Origin of the sequence: Shewanella sp. (assembly GCF_051658185.1) — a bacterium.
GTDB lineage: Bacteria > Pseudomonadota > Gammaproteobacteria > Enterobacterales > Shewanellaceae > Shewanella.
In genome coordinates this window covers 1-15,814 of sequence record NZ_JBOFMC010000250.1, presented here as the reverse complement: position 1 = coordinate 15,814, position 15,814 = coordinate 1, and the positions used below count along the sequence as shown (strand labels likewise).

Sequence of the window (15,814 nt, the reverse complement as noted above, 5' to 3'; positions counted from 1 at the left end):
CATCTTTGGTGACCAATAGCATTCCATCCACGGGGACTTATGTTATCTAAAAATATCGCGCAGAAAATCGTTGATCGTGTGATGACTGCACTCAACTACTCCATCAATGTGATTGATGAAAATGGTATTATTATCGGCTCAGGTGATCCTTCTCGTATCAATGATATTCATGAAGGGGCACAGCTCGCCTTCAATGACTGCCGTATTGTAGAGATTGATAATAATATCGCTAATCAACTGAAAGGGGTAAAACCTGGCATTAATGTACCGATTTTTTTTGGTCAAAAACCAGTGGGAATTGTGGGTATATCAGGCGATCCTGATGACATAAGAGAGCAAATCCCGCTGGTTAAATCGATTGCTGAACTCATCATTGAACAAGCTGAAGCGATGTCTCATGTGCAGTGGGATAGAAGGCATCGTGAAGAATTGGTGTTTCAATTGATCAATGGTGATTTCTTCAAGGAAGAGCAGCTTACTGATATTGCTGAAAGATTCAAATTGGATCTCAAACTGCCTAGAATTGCCACCATCATAAAACTATTCCCTAAGCATGGTCATAAAATCAATTCAGATCATCTTAATCGCTTGGTTTATCTATTGGAAAACCCTGAGCGCGATAATATCGTTGCGATTAAATCCGTCACCCGCAAAGAAGTGGTGGTGCTTAAACCTGTCAAAGTAACCAATGAAACCTGGTCGAAACAAAATGAGCTGGAACGAATTAAAACTCTTTTTAAAAGAATCGAAAACGACCAAAAATATGCAGTGAAAATTTTTTTGGGAGATTACTACCCCAATTTGAATGGCTTGAGCCAATCTTATTTGTCAGCCAAAGCAACCATGGAGGTTAATGAGCGCTTTTCTTCAAACGAGAAAAATGAATTTCATTTTTATAATGACGCTATGCTCCCAATTAGTCTTCACTTTTTGAAACATGTTACTTGGCATGCTGATCGCATTAAACAGCCATACCTACTGCTGGAAAAGCACGATAAGAAGGGGGTTCTGACAGGCACGCTAAAGTCTTTCTATCAGCAAAACTGCAATATTAATGCAACCAGCGATGCGCTGGCTCTTCATCGCAATACCATTCGATATCGACTGGAACGTATCTGCGAGATAACCGACATCAATCTGTTTGATTTTAATGGCTGTGTGCTCATGTATATGTCACTTCTGGCCAATGTTGGGGCTAAATTTTAATTTGTACATATGTACAAAAAAATAGGGAATATTAATGTTCGTTTTGTAACACGTACACAAAGACGCCAAAATCAGATGCCGCTAAATTATTCTCAGAAATTATTCTTGTCGGAGATAATACTATGGTGGAAGTTTCGATGCTTGGCGCACTGGTCGCGCTAGTTGTAGCTATCATTCTGATCTTAAAAAAAGTGCCGCCGGCCTATGGCATGATGCTGGGGGCTTTGGTTGGTGGAATCGTTGGTGGTGTATCATTAACTGAAACTGTGTCTCTCATGATCGGTGGAGCACAGGGTATTGTGACCGCAGTGCTGCGAATACTGGCAGCGGGTGTGCTGGCGGGGGTGCTGATAGAATCTGGTGCCGCCACGTCGATTGCTGAATCCATTGTTAAACGTATCGGTGAAACCCGTGCCTTGTTTGCATTGGCACTTGCAACCATGATTTTGACTGCTGTTGGCGTATTTATTGACGTTGCTGTTATTACTGTAGCGCCTATTGCCCTAGCGATTGCTCACCGTACCGATATCTCCAAAATGGCTATTCTCCTGGCTATGGTTGGTGGTGGTAAAGCTGGTAACGTGATGTCACCTAACCCTAATTCAATTGCGGCGGCTGACGCATTCAACGTACCGCTGACCAGCGTAATGGCGGCCGGTATCATCCCTGGTATTTGCGGAATGCTATTTGCTTACTTCATAGCCAAAAAACTGGTGAACAAAGGCAGCAAAGTAGAAGCTCATGAAGTCGTCACTGTCGATTCTCACTTACTTCCCAGTTTTGGTGCTGCCATTGTTGCCCCGCTCGTTGCTATCGCGTTGTTGTCACTGAGACCTATTGCCGGTATCGCTATCGATCCACTGCTGGCGCTGCCATTAGGTGGTATCGCTGGGGCAATAGCCATGAAGCGGTATAAAGAAATTAACAGCTTTGCTATCTCGGGTCTAGGCCGCATGGCACCTGTAGCTGTCATGTTATTAGGTACTGGCACACTGGCAGGGATCATCGCCAATTCAGGCTTGAAATCTGGTCTTATTGATGCTCTGACCGCATCAGGTCTGCCTTCTTACTTACTGGCTCCTGTATCCGGTGCCATGATGTCACTGGCAACAGCATCGACCACCGCTGGGACTGCTGTTGCATCAAGCGTATTTAGTCAAACGATTCTGGAACTGGGTGTCCCAGCGCTGGCTGGCGCGGCAATGATCCATGCAGGTTCCACAGTATTTGACCATATGCCACATGGCAGCTTCTTCCACGCCACCGGCGGTTCAGTGAATATGCATATGAGTGAGCGACTTAAGCTTATTCCATACGAAACTGCTGTCGGTCTGATGATCGCCTTCGTTTCCACCATGATGTTCGGTGTATTCGGATTTACTCTCTGAGGTCATAACTTATGAAAATTGTAATTGCTCCTGATTCTTACAAAGAAAGTTTAACTGCAATGGAAGTTGCTCAGGCCATTGAAAACGGGTTTAAACAAGTTCTTCCGAATGCTGAATATGTCAAATTACCAATGGCAGATGGCGGAGAAGGGACCGTGCGCTCACTTATCGATGCCACCGGTGGTGAATTGTTCCACTGTAACGTCACGGGTCCGCAGGGTACACAGGTTGATGCATTTTTCGGCGTCACTGGCAGTAGAGATGGCAAACAGACAGCCATTATCGAAATGGCCGCGGCCTCTGGCCTGCACTTAGTGCCAGCAGCCGAACGTAATCCTCTGGTTACCACGACTTATGGAACTGGTGAGCTGATTAAAGCCGCCCTGGATCGAGGTGTATCCCACATCATCATTGGTATTGGCGGTAGTGCCACCAACGATGGCGGTATCGGTATGGCTCAGGCTCTGGGCATTCGCCTGACCGATAGCGAAGGTAACGATCTGGGTTATGGCGGTGGTGCTCTGGCTAAATTGGCTAGCATTGATATTTCAGGGCTTGATCCTCGCCTTGCAGACATCACCATCGAAGTCGCTTGTGATGTTGATAATCCGCTGTGCGGTCCTAAAGGCGCTTCACAGGTATTTGGCCCACAAAAGGGAGCAACTGCAGAAATGGTAGCTCAGCTTGACAGTAACCTAAGCCATTATGCTGACACCATCTTCAAGCAATTGAATGTTGAGGTTAAAGATGTACCGGGAGCCGGTGCTGCTGGTGGTATGGGAGCCGCGTTGATTGGCTTATTGAAAGCGGAATTACGTCCCGGTATTGAGATTGTGATGGATGCGGTAGACCTCAAATCACATTTACAAGATGCGACGTTGGTCATTACCGGTGAAGGCCGTATCGACAGCCAAACCATCCACGGTAAAACCCCTATTGGTGTCGCGCGCTGTGCTAAGCAATTTGGTTTACCAGTGATAGGCATTTCTGGCTGTCTGACACCTGATTGTGGTGTTGTACATGATCACGGCATAGATGCTGTGTTTGCGGTGGTATCCCGCTCGGTCTCACTGGAAGAGGCTCTCAAAGAGGCAGAGTTTAATGTGCAGCTGACGGCCCGTAACGTGGCCGCGGTATATCAATTCCACCGCTAATTTAAGAGCAAAATAGCAACATAATTTGATGCCCTTAGGATTTAGTAGATTTCATTTTTAACTTTTAAGTGAGTACATTCAACATGGCAAACATTATTCATATTATTGGTCGTGAGATTATCGACTCTCGCGGTAACCCAACGGTAGAAGCTGAAGTGCACTTAGAGGGTGGCTTTGTTGGTATGGCGGCAGCGCCATCCGGTGCTTCTACTGGTAGCCGTGAGGCTCTAGAACTGCGTGATGGTGAAAAGACCCGCTATCTGGGCAAGGGCGTACTGAATGCCGTAGCCAATGTAAATGGTCCAATTCGTGCAGCTCTTATGGGGAAAGATGCCACGGATCAGACTGAGTTGGATAGTATTATGATCGCATTGGATGGTACTGAAAACAAAGATAATTTGGGCGCTAATGCCATTCTGGCAGTGTCTCTGGCTTCTGCCAAGGCTGCTGCGGCTGCCAAAGGTATGCCTCTGTATGCTCACATTGCTGAGCTAAATGGCACGCCCGGACAGTACAGCATGCCTGTGCCAATGATGAACATCCTTAATGGCGGAGAACACGCTGATAACAACGTTGATATTCAAGAGTTTATGGTTCAGCCAGTGGGGGCTAAGAGCTTCCGTGAAGCACTACGTATGGGCGCTGAAATCTTCCACAACCTGAAAAAAGTGCTGTCTGCTAAAGGTATGAGTACGTCTGTGGGTGACGAAGGTGGTTTTGCTCCTAACTTGTCTTCCAATGCCGATGCGCTGGCGGTGATTAAAGAGGCCGTAGAAGCCGCCGGCTACCAGCTGGGTAAAGATGTGACGCTGGCGCTCGACTGTGCTGCTTCCGAGTTTTACAAAGACGGTCAGTACAATTTATCTGGTGAAGGCAAGGTATTCAGCTCTAATGAATTTTCTGAATTTCTCAAGTCACTAACCGAGCAGTACCCAATCGTGTCTATCGAAGATGGTTTGGATGAGTCAGATTGGGACGGCTGGGCATACCAGACTGAGATATTGGGCGACAAGATCCAGTTGGTCGGTGACGATCTGTTCGTGACTAACACCAAAATCTTGTCTCGCGGTATCGACAATAAGATTGCCAACGCGATTCTGATTAAGTTTAACCAGATAGGTACACTGACGGAGACACTGGCGGCAATCCGTATGGCTAAAGACGCTGGTTATACTGCGGTTATCTCTCATCGCAGCGGTGAAACAGAAGACGCCACCATTGCTGATTTGGCAGTAGGCACTGCAGTTGGCCAGATCAAGACGGGTTCATTGTGCCGCTCTGACCGTGTGGCTAAGTACAATCAACTACTGCGCATTGAAGAACAATTAGCTGAAAAGGCTCCATACCGAGGACTGAGCGAGATAAAAGGCCAGTAATTAGCCACATGACGGTGACGCGGGCAGACTCACTGTTTGCTTAAATCCCCTAACGTTTTTAGATATGGTGCTCATTTCAGCGCTTCCATGCCAATCATTATTGATATTAACTATTTGGAAATGAATATGTTTAGAAGAACCAAGATTGTTACCACCTTAGGTCCTGCCACTGATAGAGATGACAACCTCAAGCGCATCATTGCTGCCGGCGCAAATGTAGTGCGCCTGAACTTTTCCCATGGTTCAGCAGAAGATCATTTAGCGCGAGCAAATAAAGTGCGCGAAGTGGCAAAGTTACTGAACAAAAATGTCGCGATTTTGGGTGATTTGCAAGGCCCCAAAATCCGCATTTCTACTTTTAAAGATAATCAAAAAATCAAGCTCAATATCGATGACACTTTTATTCTGGATGCCGATATGCCCAAGGGGGAAGGTGATCAGTCCGTTGTGGGTATTGATTATAAAGCGCTGCCAAATGACGTTATTGTCGGTGATATCTTGATGTTGGACGACGGCAGAGTACAGCTTGAAGTCACCGCAATAAATGGTGCCAAAATTTACACCAAAGTCACTGTGGCTGGCGTGCTGTCTAATAATAAAGGTATCAACAAGAAAGGTGGTGGTCTATCTGCCGCGGCACTCACTGACAAAGACAAGCAGGACATTATCACTGCAGCCAAAATTGGCGTGGATTACCTCGCCGTGTCTTTTCCTCGTTCAGGAGAGGATATCGAATACGCTCGCCAATTGGCTACAGAAGCAGGCTGTAATGCGCTGATTGTCGCCAAAGTTGAACGTGCAGAAACCGTACAAAATGAAGCCGCCATGGATGATATTATCCGTGCCAGTGATGTGATCATGGTTGCTCGCGGTGATCTGGGCGTTGAAATTGGTGATGCCGCGCTAGTTGGCGTGCAAAAGAGCCTGATCCGTCGTAGTCGTCAACTGAACAAAGTGGTTATCACCGCTACCCAAATGATGGAGTCGATGATCTCCAGCCCAATGCCAACTCGCGCTGAAGTTATGGACGTTGCTAATGCGGTTCTGGATGGAACGGATGCCGTGATGTTGTCTGCTGAAACTGCTGCAGGTGATTTTCCTGAAGAAACCGTTAAAGCCATGGCTGGTGTATGTCTCGGTGCCGAAGCGCACCCAAGCATTCAATTGTCTGGCCATCGACTGAATATTCGTTCTAATTCTCTAGAAGAAACCATTGCCCTGTCAGCCATGTATGCTGCTAACCATTTGGAAGGGATCAAAGCAATTGTGGCACTGACTGAATCAGGCCGTACGGCACAGCTGATGTCTCGTATTAACTCTAACTTGCCGATCTTTGCTCTATCTCGTCATCAGGACATTCTGAATAAGATGGCGCTTTATCGCGGTGTTATGCCTATTGCCTTTGATACCAAACGTTGTGTGGCTGAAGATATTGCGGTCAGCGCTTTGGATATGCTGCGAGAAACTGGCCAATTGCAATCAGGCGATCTGGTTTTACTGACCCATGGTGACACAATGGATATCGTTGGCAGCACCAACACACTGAAAGCAATGGTTGTTGCTTAACCTCACGAGTAGTTGACTTCATCCACCCTCTAACGAGGGTGGATCCCTACAGCTAGAAGACCATGCTCGACCGCAAGAATGTTCTTGGTGAGCTTGGCGCTTCGCACAAATTGCCTTATATCCCCGCTCTCTTGGGGGAGGGTTGACGGCGAAATGGCTAAACGAAATCCTCTGTCAATCAATAGTATTACCAGAGCGATTTCAACAAATTAACAATAGTTGACCTTCATACAACGATATTATCCTATGAGTCCAACAAGCCAAAGGCGTTAAATTTGTTTGGAACTGCATTAACGAATTAAGCTCGGATTCGATTAAAAAATGTGGACGGTTTTTATCTGCATTCGATATTCATCCTTACACTAAAAACGCTAGGATTTCACCGCCAGACATTGCAATGTATCGCCAAAGAATATGTCATCCTCAGAGTTCAATTTAAAAAATCGCGGCTTAACTGGCGCAAGTCAGGCGGTGCAAAACGCTCATGAGATTGGATACTCATTAATACAGGGGCGGCGAAGTAGAAAAACGGCAAGTGCTTTTCAGCGGTCACTATTACAGCGTGTGGGATAGTGACAGCATGATGACAATGCGGCTGTTTTTGTTGGTCACGTCAATACCCTCCGCATGGCAAAAAACAAATGGCGAAATCCCTATTAGATGCAGATAGGGGAATGCTCAAAACCAATGCAAATGCGCTCATGCAGGCGTTGTTTTTGAAGAAGTCAACAAATCGCACACAACCCAAACCGGTTCGTGCTGCGGGAAAATTCTCGTGAGCAGCCTGAAAGGTTGAACAGGTTTGCGAATAAGAGAATGGTCTTGTAGCCATTATGGCGCTACGCGTGTCCGAGGTGTTAATGCCGCCAAGAATATGCTCGCAGCGGGGCATCGCCGCCTAGCTGCTGGGATCCACCTCTTTTAGGGAAGGAGATGTTAATTCGAGATTAAAGGAACTTGTGTTGCAAACATCTATATAAATATTTGCAAATCTTTACCTGTTCTAGACACTTCCTTCGTCTACTACCCTTGGCTAACTCTATATAATGACTGGACTATTTTATCTGCTGGCAAGATACACGCTTGCACCTATTAGCATTGATGAACACGACAATTAAAATGACAAAATCCTCCAAGCGTAAACTTCTATTGGTATTAAGCGGTTTAGCCCTTCTCGGGGCCGGCGCTTATTTTCTGCAGCATAAACCCGAGGCGGCGCCTAGTTATGTGACAGAGCCTGTCAGGCGAGGCGATATTGAAAACTCGGTGCTGGCCAATGGCATGTTACAGGCTTCTAAATTGGTGAGTGTCGGTGCCCAAGTCTCGGGACAAATTCTGAGTTTGCCTGTCGCACTTGGCGAAGAAGTGAAAAAGGGCGATCTTATCGCGCAAATCGACAGCCTAGCTCAGCAAAATAATCTGCAAAATGCGCTCGCTTCCCTTAAAAACATTAATGCCCAGTACCGTGCTAAGCAGGCGCAGATACGTCAGGCAAAACTTGAATATACCCGTCAGCAGCAAATGCTCGCCGATAAAGCCAGCTCCCGCGCTGATTTTGAAGCAGCCGAGGCTACGCTCACGGTTTATCAAGCCGAGCTTGAGCAGTTAGAAGCGCAAAAACAACAGGCTGAGATTAATGTCGACAGCGCCAGAATCGATTTAGGTTATACCAAAATCACTGCACCTATCGATGGCACTGTTGTTTATTCTGCGGTTGTCGTGGGCCAAACCGTTAATGCCAATCAAACGACGCCGACTATAGTGGAAATGGCTCAGCTTGATACCATGACGGTCAAGGCACAGATCTCGGAGGCCGATATTGTCAATGTGCATCCAGGGCAGGAGGTGTACTTTACTATCCTAGGTCGTCCCAACCATCCGTACCGCGGCATATTAAGAGCGATTGAACCCGGTCCCACCTCCATGGATGGTGACGATAGCAACATGAGTTCGAGCGATTCGGATGCCATTTATTACCATGGCCTGTTCGATGTTGAAAACCCTGACCGCATTTTACGCATTGGGATGACGGCGCAGATCTCGATTGTGCTCGCTAAGGCAGATGATGCGCTGTTAGTCCCATCCCAAGTATTGCGAGCCAAGCCGCAGGATAAAGCGGCATCGGCAAGTGAGCGCAAGTCCCGTGGGCCGCAATTTCAAGTGCCAGTGCTGGTGGATAACCAAGTGCAATATGTGGATGTGACTGTCGGTATTAATAACAAAATTAATGCCGAAATCCTGTCTGGCCTGAACGAAGGCGACCAAGTGGTGCTCGGAATGCCCGCCGACGGTTCGACTATGAAGTTCCGTGGCCCGCCGATGAGGTTTTAAGCGTGAATAAGCCATTACTTGAAGTGTCAGCATGCTACCGCAGCTTTCAGGCGGGAGAGCAACAACTGACTGTACTCAAAGATATTAATCTTTCAATCGCCCGAGGTGAGATGGTGGCGATCGTCGGGGCCTCAGGTTCGGGTAAGTCGACTCTGATGAATATCTTGGGCTGTTTGGATAAACCCTCAAAGGGCGCGTACTTTATCGATGGCCAAGATACCTCGCAGATGGATGCGGATGAACTGGCAAAGCTGAGGCGTGAGCATTTTGGCTTTATTTTCCAGCGGTATCATTTGCTTGGCGATCTTAATGCCGTAGGTAATGTCGAAGTGCCCGCCGTGTATGCGGGTAAAGATCGCTTACAACGTCGGGAGCGGGCGGAAAGTTTGTTATCACGCTTAGGCTTAGGTGAGCGTCTCGATCATAAACCGAATCAGCTCAGTGGCGGCCAGCAGCAAAGGGTCAGTGTGGCGCGGGCGCTGATGAATGGCGGTGATGTGATCCTTGCCGATGAACCGACGGGCGCTCTAGACAGTCACAGCGGTGAAGAAATGATGCGGCTGTTACAGGAGCTGCACCGCGAAGGCCAGACCATCATTATCGTGACCCACGATATGCATGTGGCGCAGCATGCGGACCGTATTATTGAGATTAAGGACGGGGTGATTATCAGTGATGAGCCTAATCCCGACTCAAACATAGCGGCTGCGCCAAAGGCTGGAGTGATCCCGGCAAAGACTAAGGCACGCGCCCGAGTGGCGGCGTGGGACAGATATGCTGAAGCCTTAAAAATGGCGCTGCTGGCGATGTCGACCCATAGGATGCGTACCTTTTTAACTATGCTGGGGATTATAATCGGTATTGCTTCAGTCGTGTCGGTGGTGGCGCTTGGTGAAGGCTCGCAGCAGGAAATCTTGAAGAGTATTAGTTCTATGGGCACCAATACCATCGATATTCGTCCTGGTTCTGGCTTTGGCGATAGGCGTTCGGCAAGTGTGCGCACTTTAACCGCTAGCGATGCCAATGCGCTAAAAAATTTACCTTATGTGGATAGTGTTACCCCAAGTATTAGCTCGAGTGCGACGGTGCGTTTGGGCAATAAAGCTGTTACGGCATCGGTCAACGGTGTGGGGCCCGAGTTCTTCCGTGTTCGAGGTTACGAGTTGGCTCAAGGACAATTTTGGGACGATGACAGTGTTGATGCACTGGCACAGGATGCGGTGATCGATGATAACACTCGTAAACAGCTGTTCCCTGATAGCACCGGGGTTATGGGCTCTGCCATCGGCCAAGTGATCTTCTTAGGGGATTTACCCGTGCGGATTATCGGCGTGACCAAACCTAAGGAAAGTGCCTTTGGTAACAGCGATGCCCTCAATGTGTGGGTGCCTTACACCACGGTTTCTGGCCGGATGGTGGGCAAGAAATACCTCGATGGCATTACCGTCAGGCTTGATGAATCCGTACCCAGTAACGCGGCGGAGCAGGGGATTATTACACTGCTGAAGATGCGCCACGGCACTCAGGATTTCTTCACCATTAACACCGATACCATCCGGCAGAATATCGAGAAAACCACCGCGACCATGACGCTATTAATCTCGGCGATTGCGGTGATTTCCCTTGTGGTGGGCGGCATTGGGGTAATGAATATTATGTTGGTATCAGTGACTGAACGCACCCGCGAGATTGGCGTGCGCATGGCGGTCGGTGCGCGTCAAAGTGATATTCTGCGGCAGTTTTTAATTGAGGCCGTGTTGGTTTGTCTCTGTGGCGGCGCGCTTGGGGTGGCCTTGGCCTATTTGATTGGCGTGGTGTTTGCTCAAGCTGGCGGCAGTTTCCAGATGATTTATTCGACAACTTCGATTGTCACCGCCTTTGCCTGTTCGACCCTAATTGGGGTGTTGTTTGGTTTCCTTCCTGCCCGTAACGCGGCCCGCTTAGACCCTGTTGATGCACTAGCAAGAGAGTAAATTCATGAATAATCGCGTTGTACCGCATCATAATAATTTAACATTACACCTAGCGTTGGGATTAAAAGCGAGTGTGATAGCCGTCAGCATTGCGCTGCTCTCGGGCTGTGGTGCGTTGATGCGTTCTGATTTTGAGCCGCCAGCCTTGCAGGTGCCAGAGCAGTGGCAGCATGCCGCGGTCGATAGCCAAGTTAGTCTCGATCCTTGGTGGCAGAAATTCAATCAACCAGAATTGAATCAACTGATTAGCCAAGTGCTTAGCAGCAATCATGATCTGACTATTGCAACCTTAACCTTGCAAAAGGCACGTTTACAGGCAGGATTAGCGCGGGATGATCTGTATCCACAGCTCAGCTCTAATAATGCGGCGTCGGTGAATAAACCGCTGGAGGAGGGCAGTTCGAGCAAGGCGTACAAGGCAAACCTATCGGTTAGCTATGAGGTGGATCTTTGGGGCAAAGTGTCGGCCAATATTGATCAAGCCCAGTGGACTGCACTGGCGAGTCTTGAGGATCGAGAGAGTACCGCCCAGAGTTTAGTTGCTACCACGGCCTCGCTCTATTGGCAGATAGGTTATTTGCATCAGCGTATTGCACTGAGCAATAAAAGCATTGAACACAGTCGCCAAACGCTGGCATTAACCCAGCGCCAATATGTCTCAGGCGCGGTAACAGAGCTCAATGTACTGGAGTCTCAGCGCAGTTTAGCGGGACAAGAGGCCGCCCACAGCCAGTTGGAGCAACAACTGGTCGAAGCCAAGAATGCCCTCGCAATTTTATTAAATCGAGCGCCAGGGCAAGTTGCCGTGGAGATTAGCCAATTGCCAGCAGTCGAGGTGCCCGAGATTGGTGTTGGCGTTCCCTCGGAGTTAGTGGGTCGACGCCCCGATGTGAAGGCGGCGTTGTATCAATTGCGTTCGGCATTGGCCAGTAAAGATGCGACCTACGCAAGTTACTTCCCAAGTTTGAGTTTGACCGGTAGCGTGGGTGAGTCGACCTCTGAGTTAAAAGAGTTACTGCGTAATCCTGTTGGTAGCTTAGGCGCTGGTTTAGTGCTGCCATTTTTGCAATGGAATCAAATGCAAATCAATAATGATATTGCCGATATTGACTTCCAAACGGCGATTGTGAATTACCGCAAAGCGCTTTATAGCGCTTTTAAAGATGTCGATAACGCAATATCGGCCAAGCAGCAGTTTGCCTATCAGGGTGAGAGACTTGCGCAGCAGTTTAGCGCCGCCGCACAGGCTGAAGCTATCTATGAGAGCCAGTATCGCCACGGCGCTATTGGGATTCAAAATTGGATTGATGCCCAGGAGAATCGCCGCAGTGCCGAGGCTGCACTGCTAGAAAATCGCTATAATCAATTGATTTCCCAAGCGACACTTTATCAAGCCTTAGGGGGGAGCGATATCGCCCCGCCATTGGCGGATAATTGACATCCTCTCCGTCCGTTGCTCGCTGCTTCTTATCGTTGCTTGATACAATCGAGCAACGGCTAACGAAATAAGAAAGCTCGCCCGACAGGGCGGTGATAAATCACTTTAAGATCATTAGCAGTGCCGCTATTTGTTCAACGGCGGCTTTGGCCTGCTCACCCTTTGCAAAAACGCGCACGGTTACTCCTTGGTATAATCCTAAGGTTTGCAGCTTAAAGAGGCTTTTTGCGCTGGCCTGTTTTCCATTGCATTCCACTACAATATCGCATGGATAGGCCTTGGCGGCTTTGACGAGCAGCGCAGCAGGGCGAGTATGAATGCCATGCTTGGCGGTAATAGTCACGGATTGTTCGTACATCTTGCTTAACTCATTCTGCTGGGATTAAGGGTGTCAGGGACTCAGGACGGCGTTTACGATTTTGCGTGCGGCCACCTAGGATGCTCCAAGTTGGCCGCAGTGTCTTAGCTTAAACTTTAAATTGGCCTAGGGTGTGTGGGAGATCTTGGCTCGTGGCTTGTAAAGACTGGGCTGCCAGATGATTGCTTTCATTGGCGCTCACAGACACCTCGGTTAACTCGGTGATATTGCAAATATTCCGGTTTATTTCTTCGGTCACCAAGGACTGCTCCTCGGTGGCGCTCGCCAGTTGGATGTTCATATCACTAATATGCGCAATGAGCTGTAATATTGCGGCCATGGCATTGCCTGCTTCCCTTGCTTGAGCTTGCAGTTCATCGGATTGCTGTTGGGTTTGGCTGTTACTTTTCATCACTGAGCTCACGCCCAATTGGATCTCACTGATGATTTTTTGGATCTCATTGGTTGAGTCCTGAGTGCGGTTGGCTAAGGCGCGCACCTCATCGGCGACCACCGCAAAGCCTCTGCCGTGGCTGCCTGCCCGAGCGGCCTCAATGGCGGCGTTGAGTGCCAGCAGGTTGGTTTGCTCCGCAATGCTGCGGATCACCTCTAAAATCCGGCCAATATGCTCCGAGGCGCTGCCCAGTTTTTGGGTGATATGTTCAGCCTCGCGTAGCTCTAACACCAGTTTTTCGCTGTGTTGCACCGTGTTATCGATCACCACTTGGCTTAGCTGGGCCTGCGCTTTGACGCTATTGGCGGCATCGGCGGCCTGTTGGGTATGGGTAGCCATTTCTTGAGTGGTTGAAAGCATCTGATTCACGGCAGTGGCGACACTGCTGGTTTCGCGGTGCACCTCTTCGGCGTTGTGGTTGGAGGTATCGACGGCATGGATCAATTGTTTCGCGGCATCATCCAAGGCGTGCCCTAAGGGTTGAAGGTGCTGCACCATATCCCCCATTTTTTGGACAAACACGTTAAAGGCCTGCGCCAGATGGGCGATCTCATCCTTGCCCTGCGCCTTGAGGCGCTGGCTTAAATCCCCGTCACCTTGGGCGATATTTTCCAATGCGTTGATAGCCGCGTTAAGCGGAGCGGTAATCGAGTGATTAAGGATCAGGAAAAAACCAAAAATCGGCAAAGAAATTAACAGCATGATAATTAGATAGTTAATCGCCACATCTTCAAGGCTATGGCTAACATCACTTAAATAGGCACCCGTAATCACCGTCCACCCCCATTGAGGGTAGTAGCGGGCCTCGGTCAGTTTTTGTTCTGGCTCACGGGTCACAGGATCGATAACCGGATGCTCTAAGGTGGTTTTGCCAAACTTACGGGCGAGGGGCAACATAGTGGCAAAAGGCGTACTGCCGTCTGCTAAGCGATAGGTGAGGGCTGAAGTGCCAATCAGCGCGGCGTTATCGCCATGGGCGAGGAACTGATTGCTATCATCGATAATAATAAAGTATCCCTGATTGCCATAACGGGTTTGTTGAATTAATGCGCTAGCGGCTTGTTGCGCTTGATTAGCATTTTGGGTGAGGGCTTGCTGACGAAAGACGTCAATCACACTTAAGATGGAGTTTAATTGACCATCGATCTGCAACCATTTTTGGGTGACTAAATTATCGTATTGTTCTTTTATCGAGAAGCTGGCAAAACAGACGGTCCCAATGGCCGCCAGCATTAACATCATCATTAATCTTTGCAAAATAGTGAATTGACGCAAAAAAGTGATCATCGATGCTCCTTAGCTGCTCACATTTAAGAGCGTCAATATACCCGGCCATGTTGGTTAATTGAATTGGTCACGTTAAAAATGATGCAAAATATTGAACTTAAATCGAGTTTTTGGCAAAAATGTCGTTTGTGTGAGGGTTTAGCTAATGTTAACGCCTTGGCGATCTCGGCCTGTCTTGAGTCTGAGCTGGGCAAGTCTGATAGTACAATGGTCGATAAAAATAAGTGATTAAAGATCAAAAATTTAAAGCATGTTTGCGGAGTTTTCATATTATATTGTGCTAATCAATTGTTTTAATTTTGATTTTTTGGACATTTACGCGCAAGATTACTCCATAATCCGGTTTGAGAAACCCCTATGACTACCAATATGATTGTGACATCCGATGATATCTTATTAAAATTATGCCACTCCGTGGCCCATGTTTTATCGAGTACAAGCGCCAGCAATGTGAGCCATGCCGGTATGGTGCAAAGCATTACCCGCACTCGTCTAAAACCCGATCTGGGTTGTTTTTCGATTTTTGATGGCGGGTTTTCGGGATTAGTGGTGATCAATTTTTCTGCCGAGGCGGCGATTGAAATCTATCGCCGTTACATGCTCAATATGGGGATGCCTGAGGCTGAGTTAGCTTTTACGCATACCTCCGACGAAGTCGGTAATGTGATGGGGGAGCTCATGAATCAAATTCTGGGGGACTTTATTCGTAAAGTGTCGAAGGAATTACAAACCTCCATTAGCCAAAGTCAGCCGAAAATGTTAACTATTAACAAAGAGCTGACCATTTCTATCGACGCGAATCTTGATGAGCCGATGGCGAAGCGAGTCTCTTTCAAGACCGAAAATAATCATATTTTTTATCTCGAATTTGCCATGGATAAAACCGAATTTATTAAGTTAGATCAATTTGAATATGATGAAGAATTCGATCCCGATAGCCTGCTTGAGCAACATGGACAAGGGCAGAGCGCCACAGCAAAGCATCACAGTGTCAACCCTGTTTCCCCTTGGCAAAAAGTGGTGCACAAATCGACGGATATCAACAGCAGTAATAGCACATCAGATCATGTCGATGCCGAGGACTTGCTGGATCAATTGGGGATTTAGTGGGGGAGCATTCCCCCAGCGTTAACTTATCAAACAAAGGGCATTATTTTGATAAAGCCATCAGTTTGATAAAACCATCGGGATAACCATGAGAAAGCCGTGAGACGTGTGTCCAACAGTATGGGGTAAGTTTCGTTTGCCGGTGTCAGCCGACGGCGGGGATTTGCGAGCCTAGA

The 15,814-nt window shown here is 48.0% G+C and carries 11 protein-coding genes; 9 read left to right on the top strand and 2 right to left on the bottom strand.

The annotated features are described in order from the left end of the window. Positions 1-39: 39 nt before the first annotated feature. From ACRCZA_RS09840 to ACRCZA_RS09805, 8 genes are all read left to right on the top strand, one after another. Positions 40-1,206, top strand: a complete 1,167-nt coding sequence (locus ACRCZA_RS09840) for a sugar diacid recognition domain-containing protein (protein WP_438674266.1) — start codon at positions 40-42, stop codon at positions 1,204-1,206. 122 nt (positions 1,207-1,328) lie between these two features. Further along, a complete protein-coding gene (locus tag ACRCZA_RS09835) occupies positions 1,329-2,594 on the top strand; it encodes a GntP family permease (RefSeq protein ID WP_438674265.1) in 1,266 nt (421 codons plus the stop codon). A gap of 11 nt (positions 2,595-2,605) precedes the next feature. Then, positions 2,606-3,748, top strand: coding sequence for a glycerate kinase (locus ACRCZA_RS09830; protein WP_438674264.1), 1,143 nt, complete (start codon positions 2,606-2,608; stop codon positions 3,746-3,748). Between the two features lie 83 nt (positions 3,749-3,831). Continuing rightward, a complete protein-coding gene (eno, locus tag ACRCZA_RS09825) occupies positions 3,832-5,124 on the top strand; it encodes a phosphopyruvate hydratase (protein ID WP_438674267.1) in 1,293 nt (430 codons plus the stop codon). 126 nt (positions 5,125-5,250) lie between these two features. Beyond that, positions 5,251-6,690 (top strand): pyruvate kinase, encoded by a 1,440-nt coding sequence (gene pyk / locus ACRCZA_RS09820; protein WP_438674263.1) that lies wholly within the window; start codon positions 5,251-5,253, stop codon positions 6,688-6,690. Between the two features lie 1,119 nt (positions 6,691-7,809). Beyond that, on the top strand, positions 7,810-9,021 hold the full coding sequence (locus ACRCZA_RS09815; RefSeq protein ID WP_438674262.1) for an efflux RND transporter periplasmic adaptor subunit: 1,212 nt from the start codon (positions 7,810-7,812) through the stop codon (positions 9,019-9,021). A 2-nt stretch (positions 9,022-9,023) separates the two neighbouring features. Next, positions 9,024-10,994, top strand: coding sequence for a MacB family efflux pump subunit (locus ACRCZA_RS09810; protein WP_438674261.1), 1,971 nt, complete (start codon positions 9,024-9,026; stop codon positions 10,992-10,994). 4 nt (positions 10,995-10,998) lie between these two features. After that, the gene (locus tag ACRCZA_RS09805; RefSeq protein ID WP_438674260.1) at positions 10,999-12,432 is read left to right on the top strand and encodes an efflux transporter outer membrane subunit; all 1,434 of its coding nucleotides are present in this window, start codon (positions 10,999-11,001) and stop codon (positions 12,430-12,432) included. 100 nt (positions 12,433-12,532) lie between these two features. Here ACRCZA_RS09805 and ACRCZA_RS09800 read toward each other — a convergent pair whose 3' ends face one another. Next, on the bottom strand, positions 12,533-12,790 hold the full coding sequence (locus tag ACRCZA_RS09800) for an HPr family phosphocarrier protein (RefSeq protein WP_438674259.1): 258 nt from the start codon (positions 12,788-12,790) through the stop codon (positions 12,533-12,535). Between the two features lie 109 nt (positions 12,791-12,899). Beyond that, positions 12,900-14,531 carry a methyl-accepting chemotaxis protein gene (locus ACRCZA_RS09795; RefSeq protein ID WP_438674258.1) on the bottom strand — a complete coding sequence of 544 codons (1,632 nt, stop codon included), beginning with the start codon at positions 14,529-14,531 and terminating at the stop codon, positions 12,900-12,902. Positions 14,532-14,888: 357 nt separating this feature from the next. On the opposite strand from ACRCZA_RS09795, the gene ACRCZA_RS09790 reads away from it, so the two are divergent. Next, entirely contained in the window at positions 14,889-15,638 is a 750-nt protein-coding gene (locus tag ACRCZA_RS09790) for a DUF3334 family protein (protein ID WP_438674257.1), read from the top strand. Positions 15,639-15,814 lie beyond the last annotated feature (176 nt).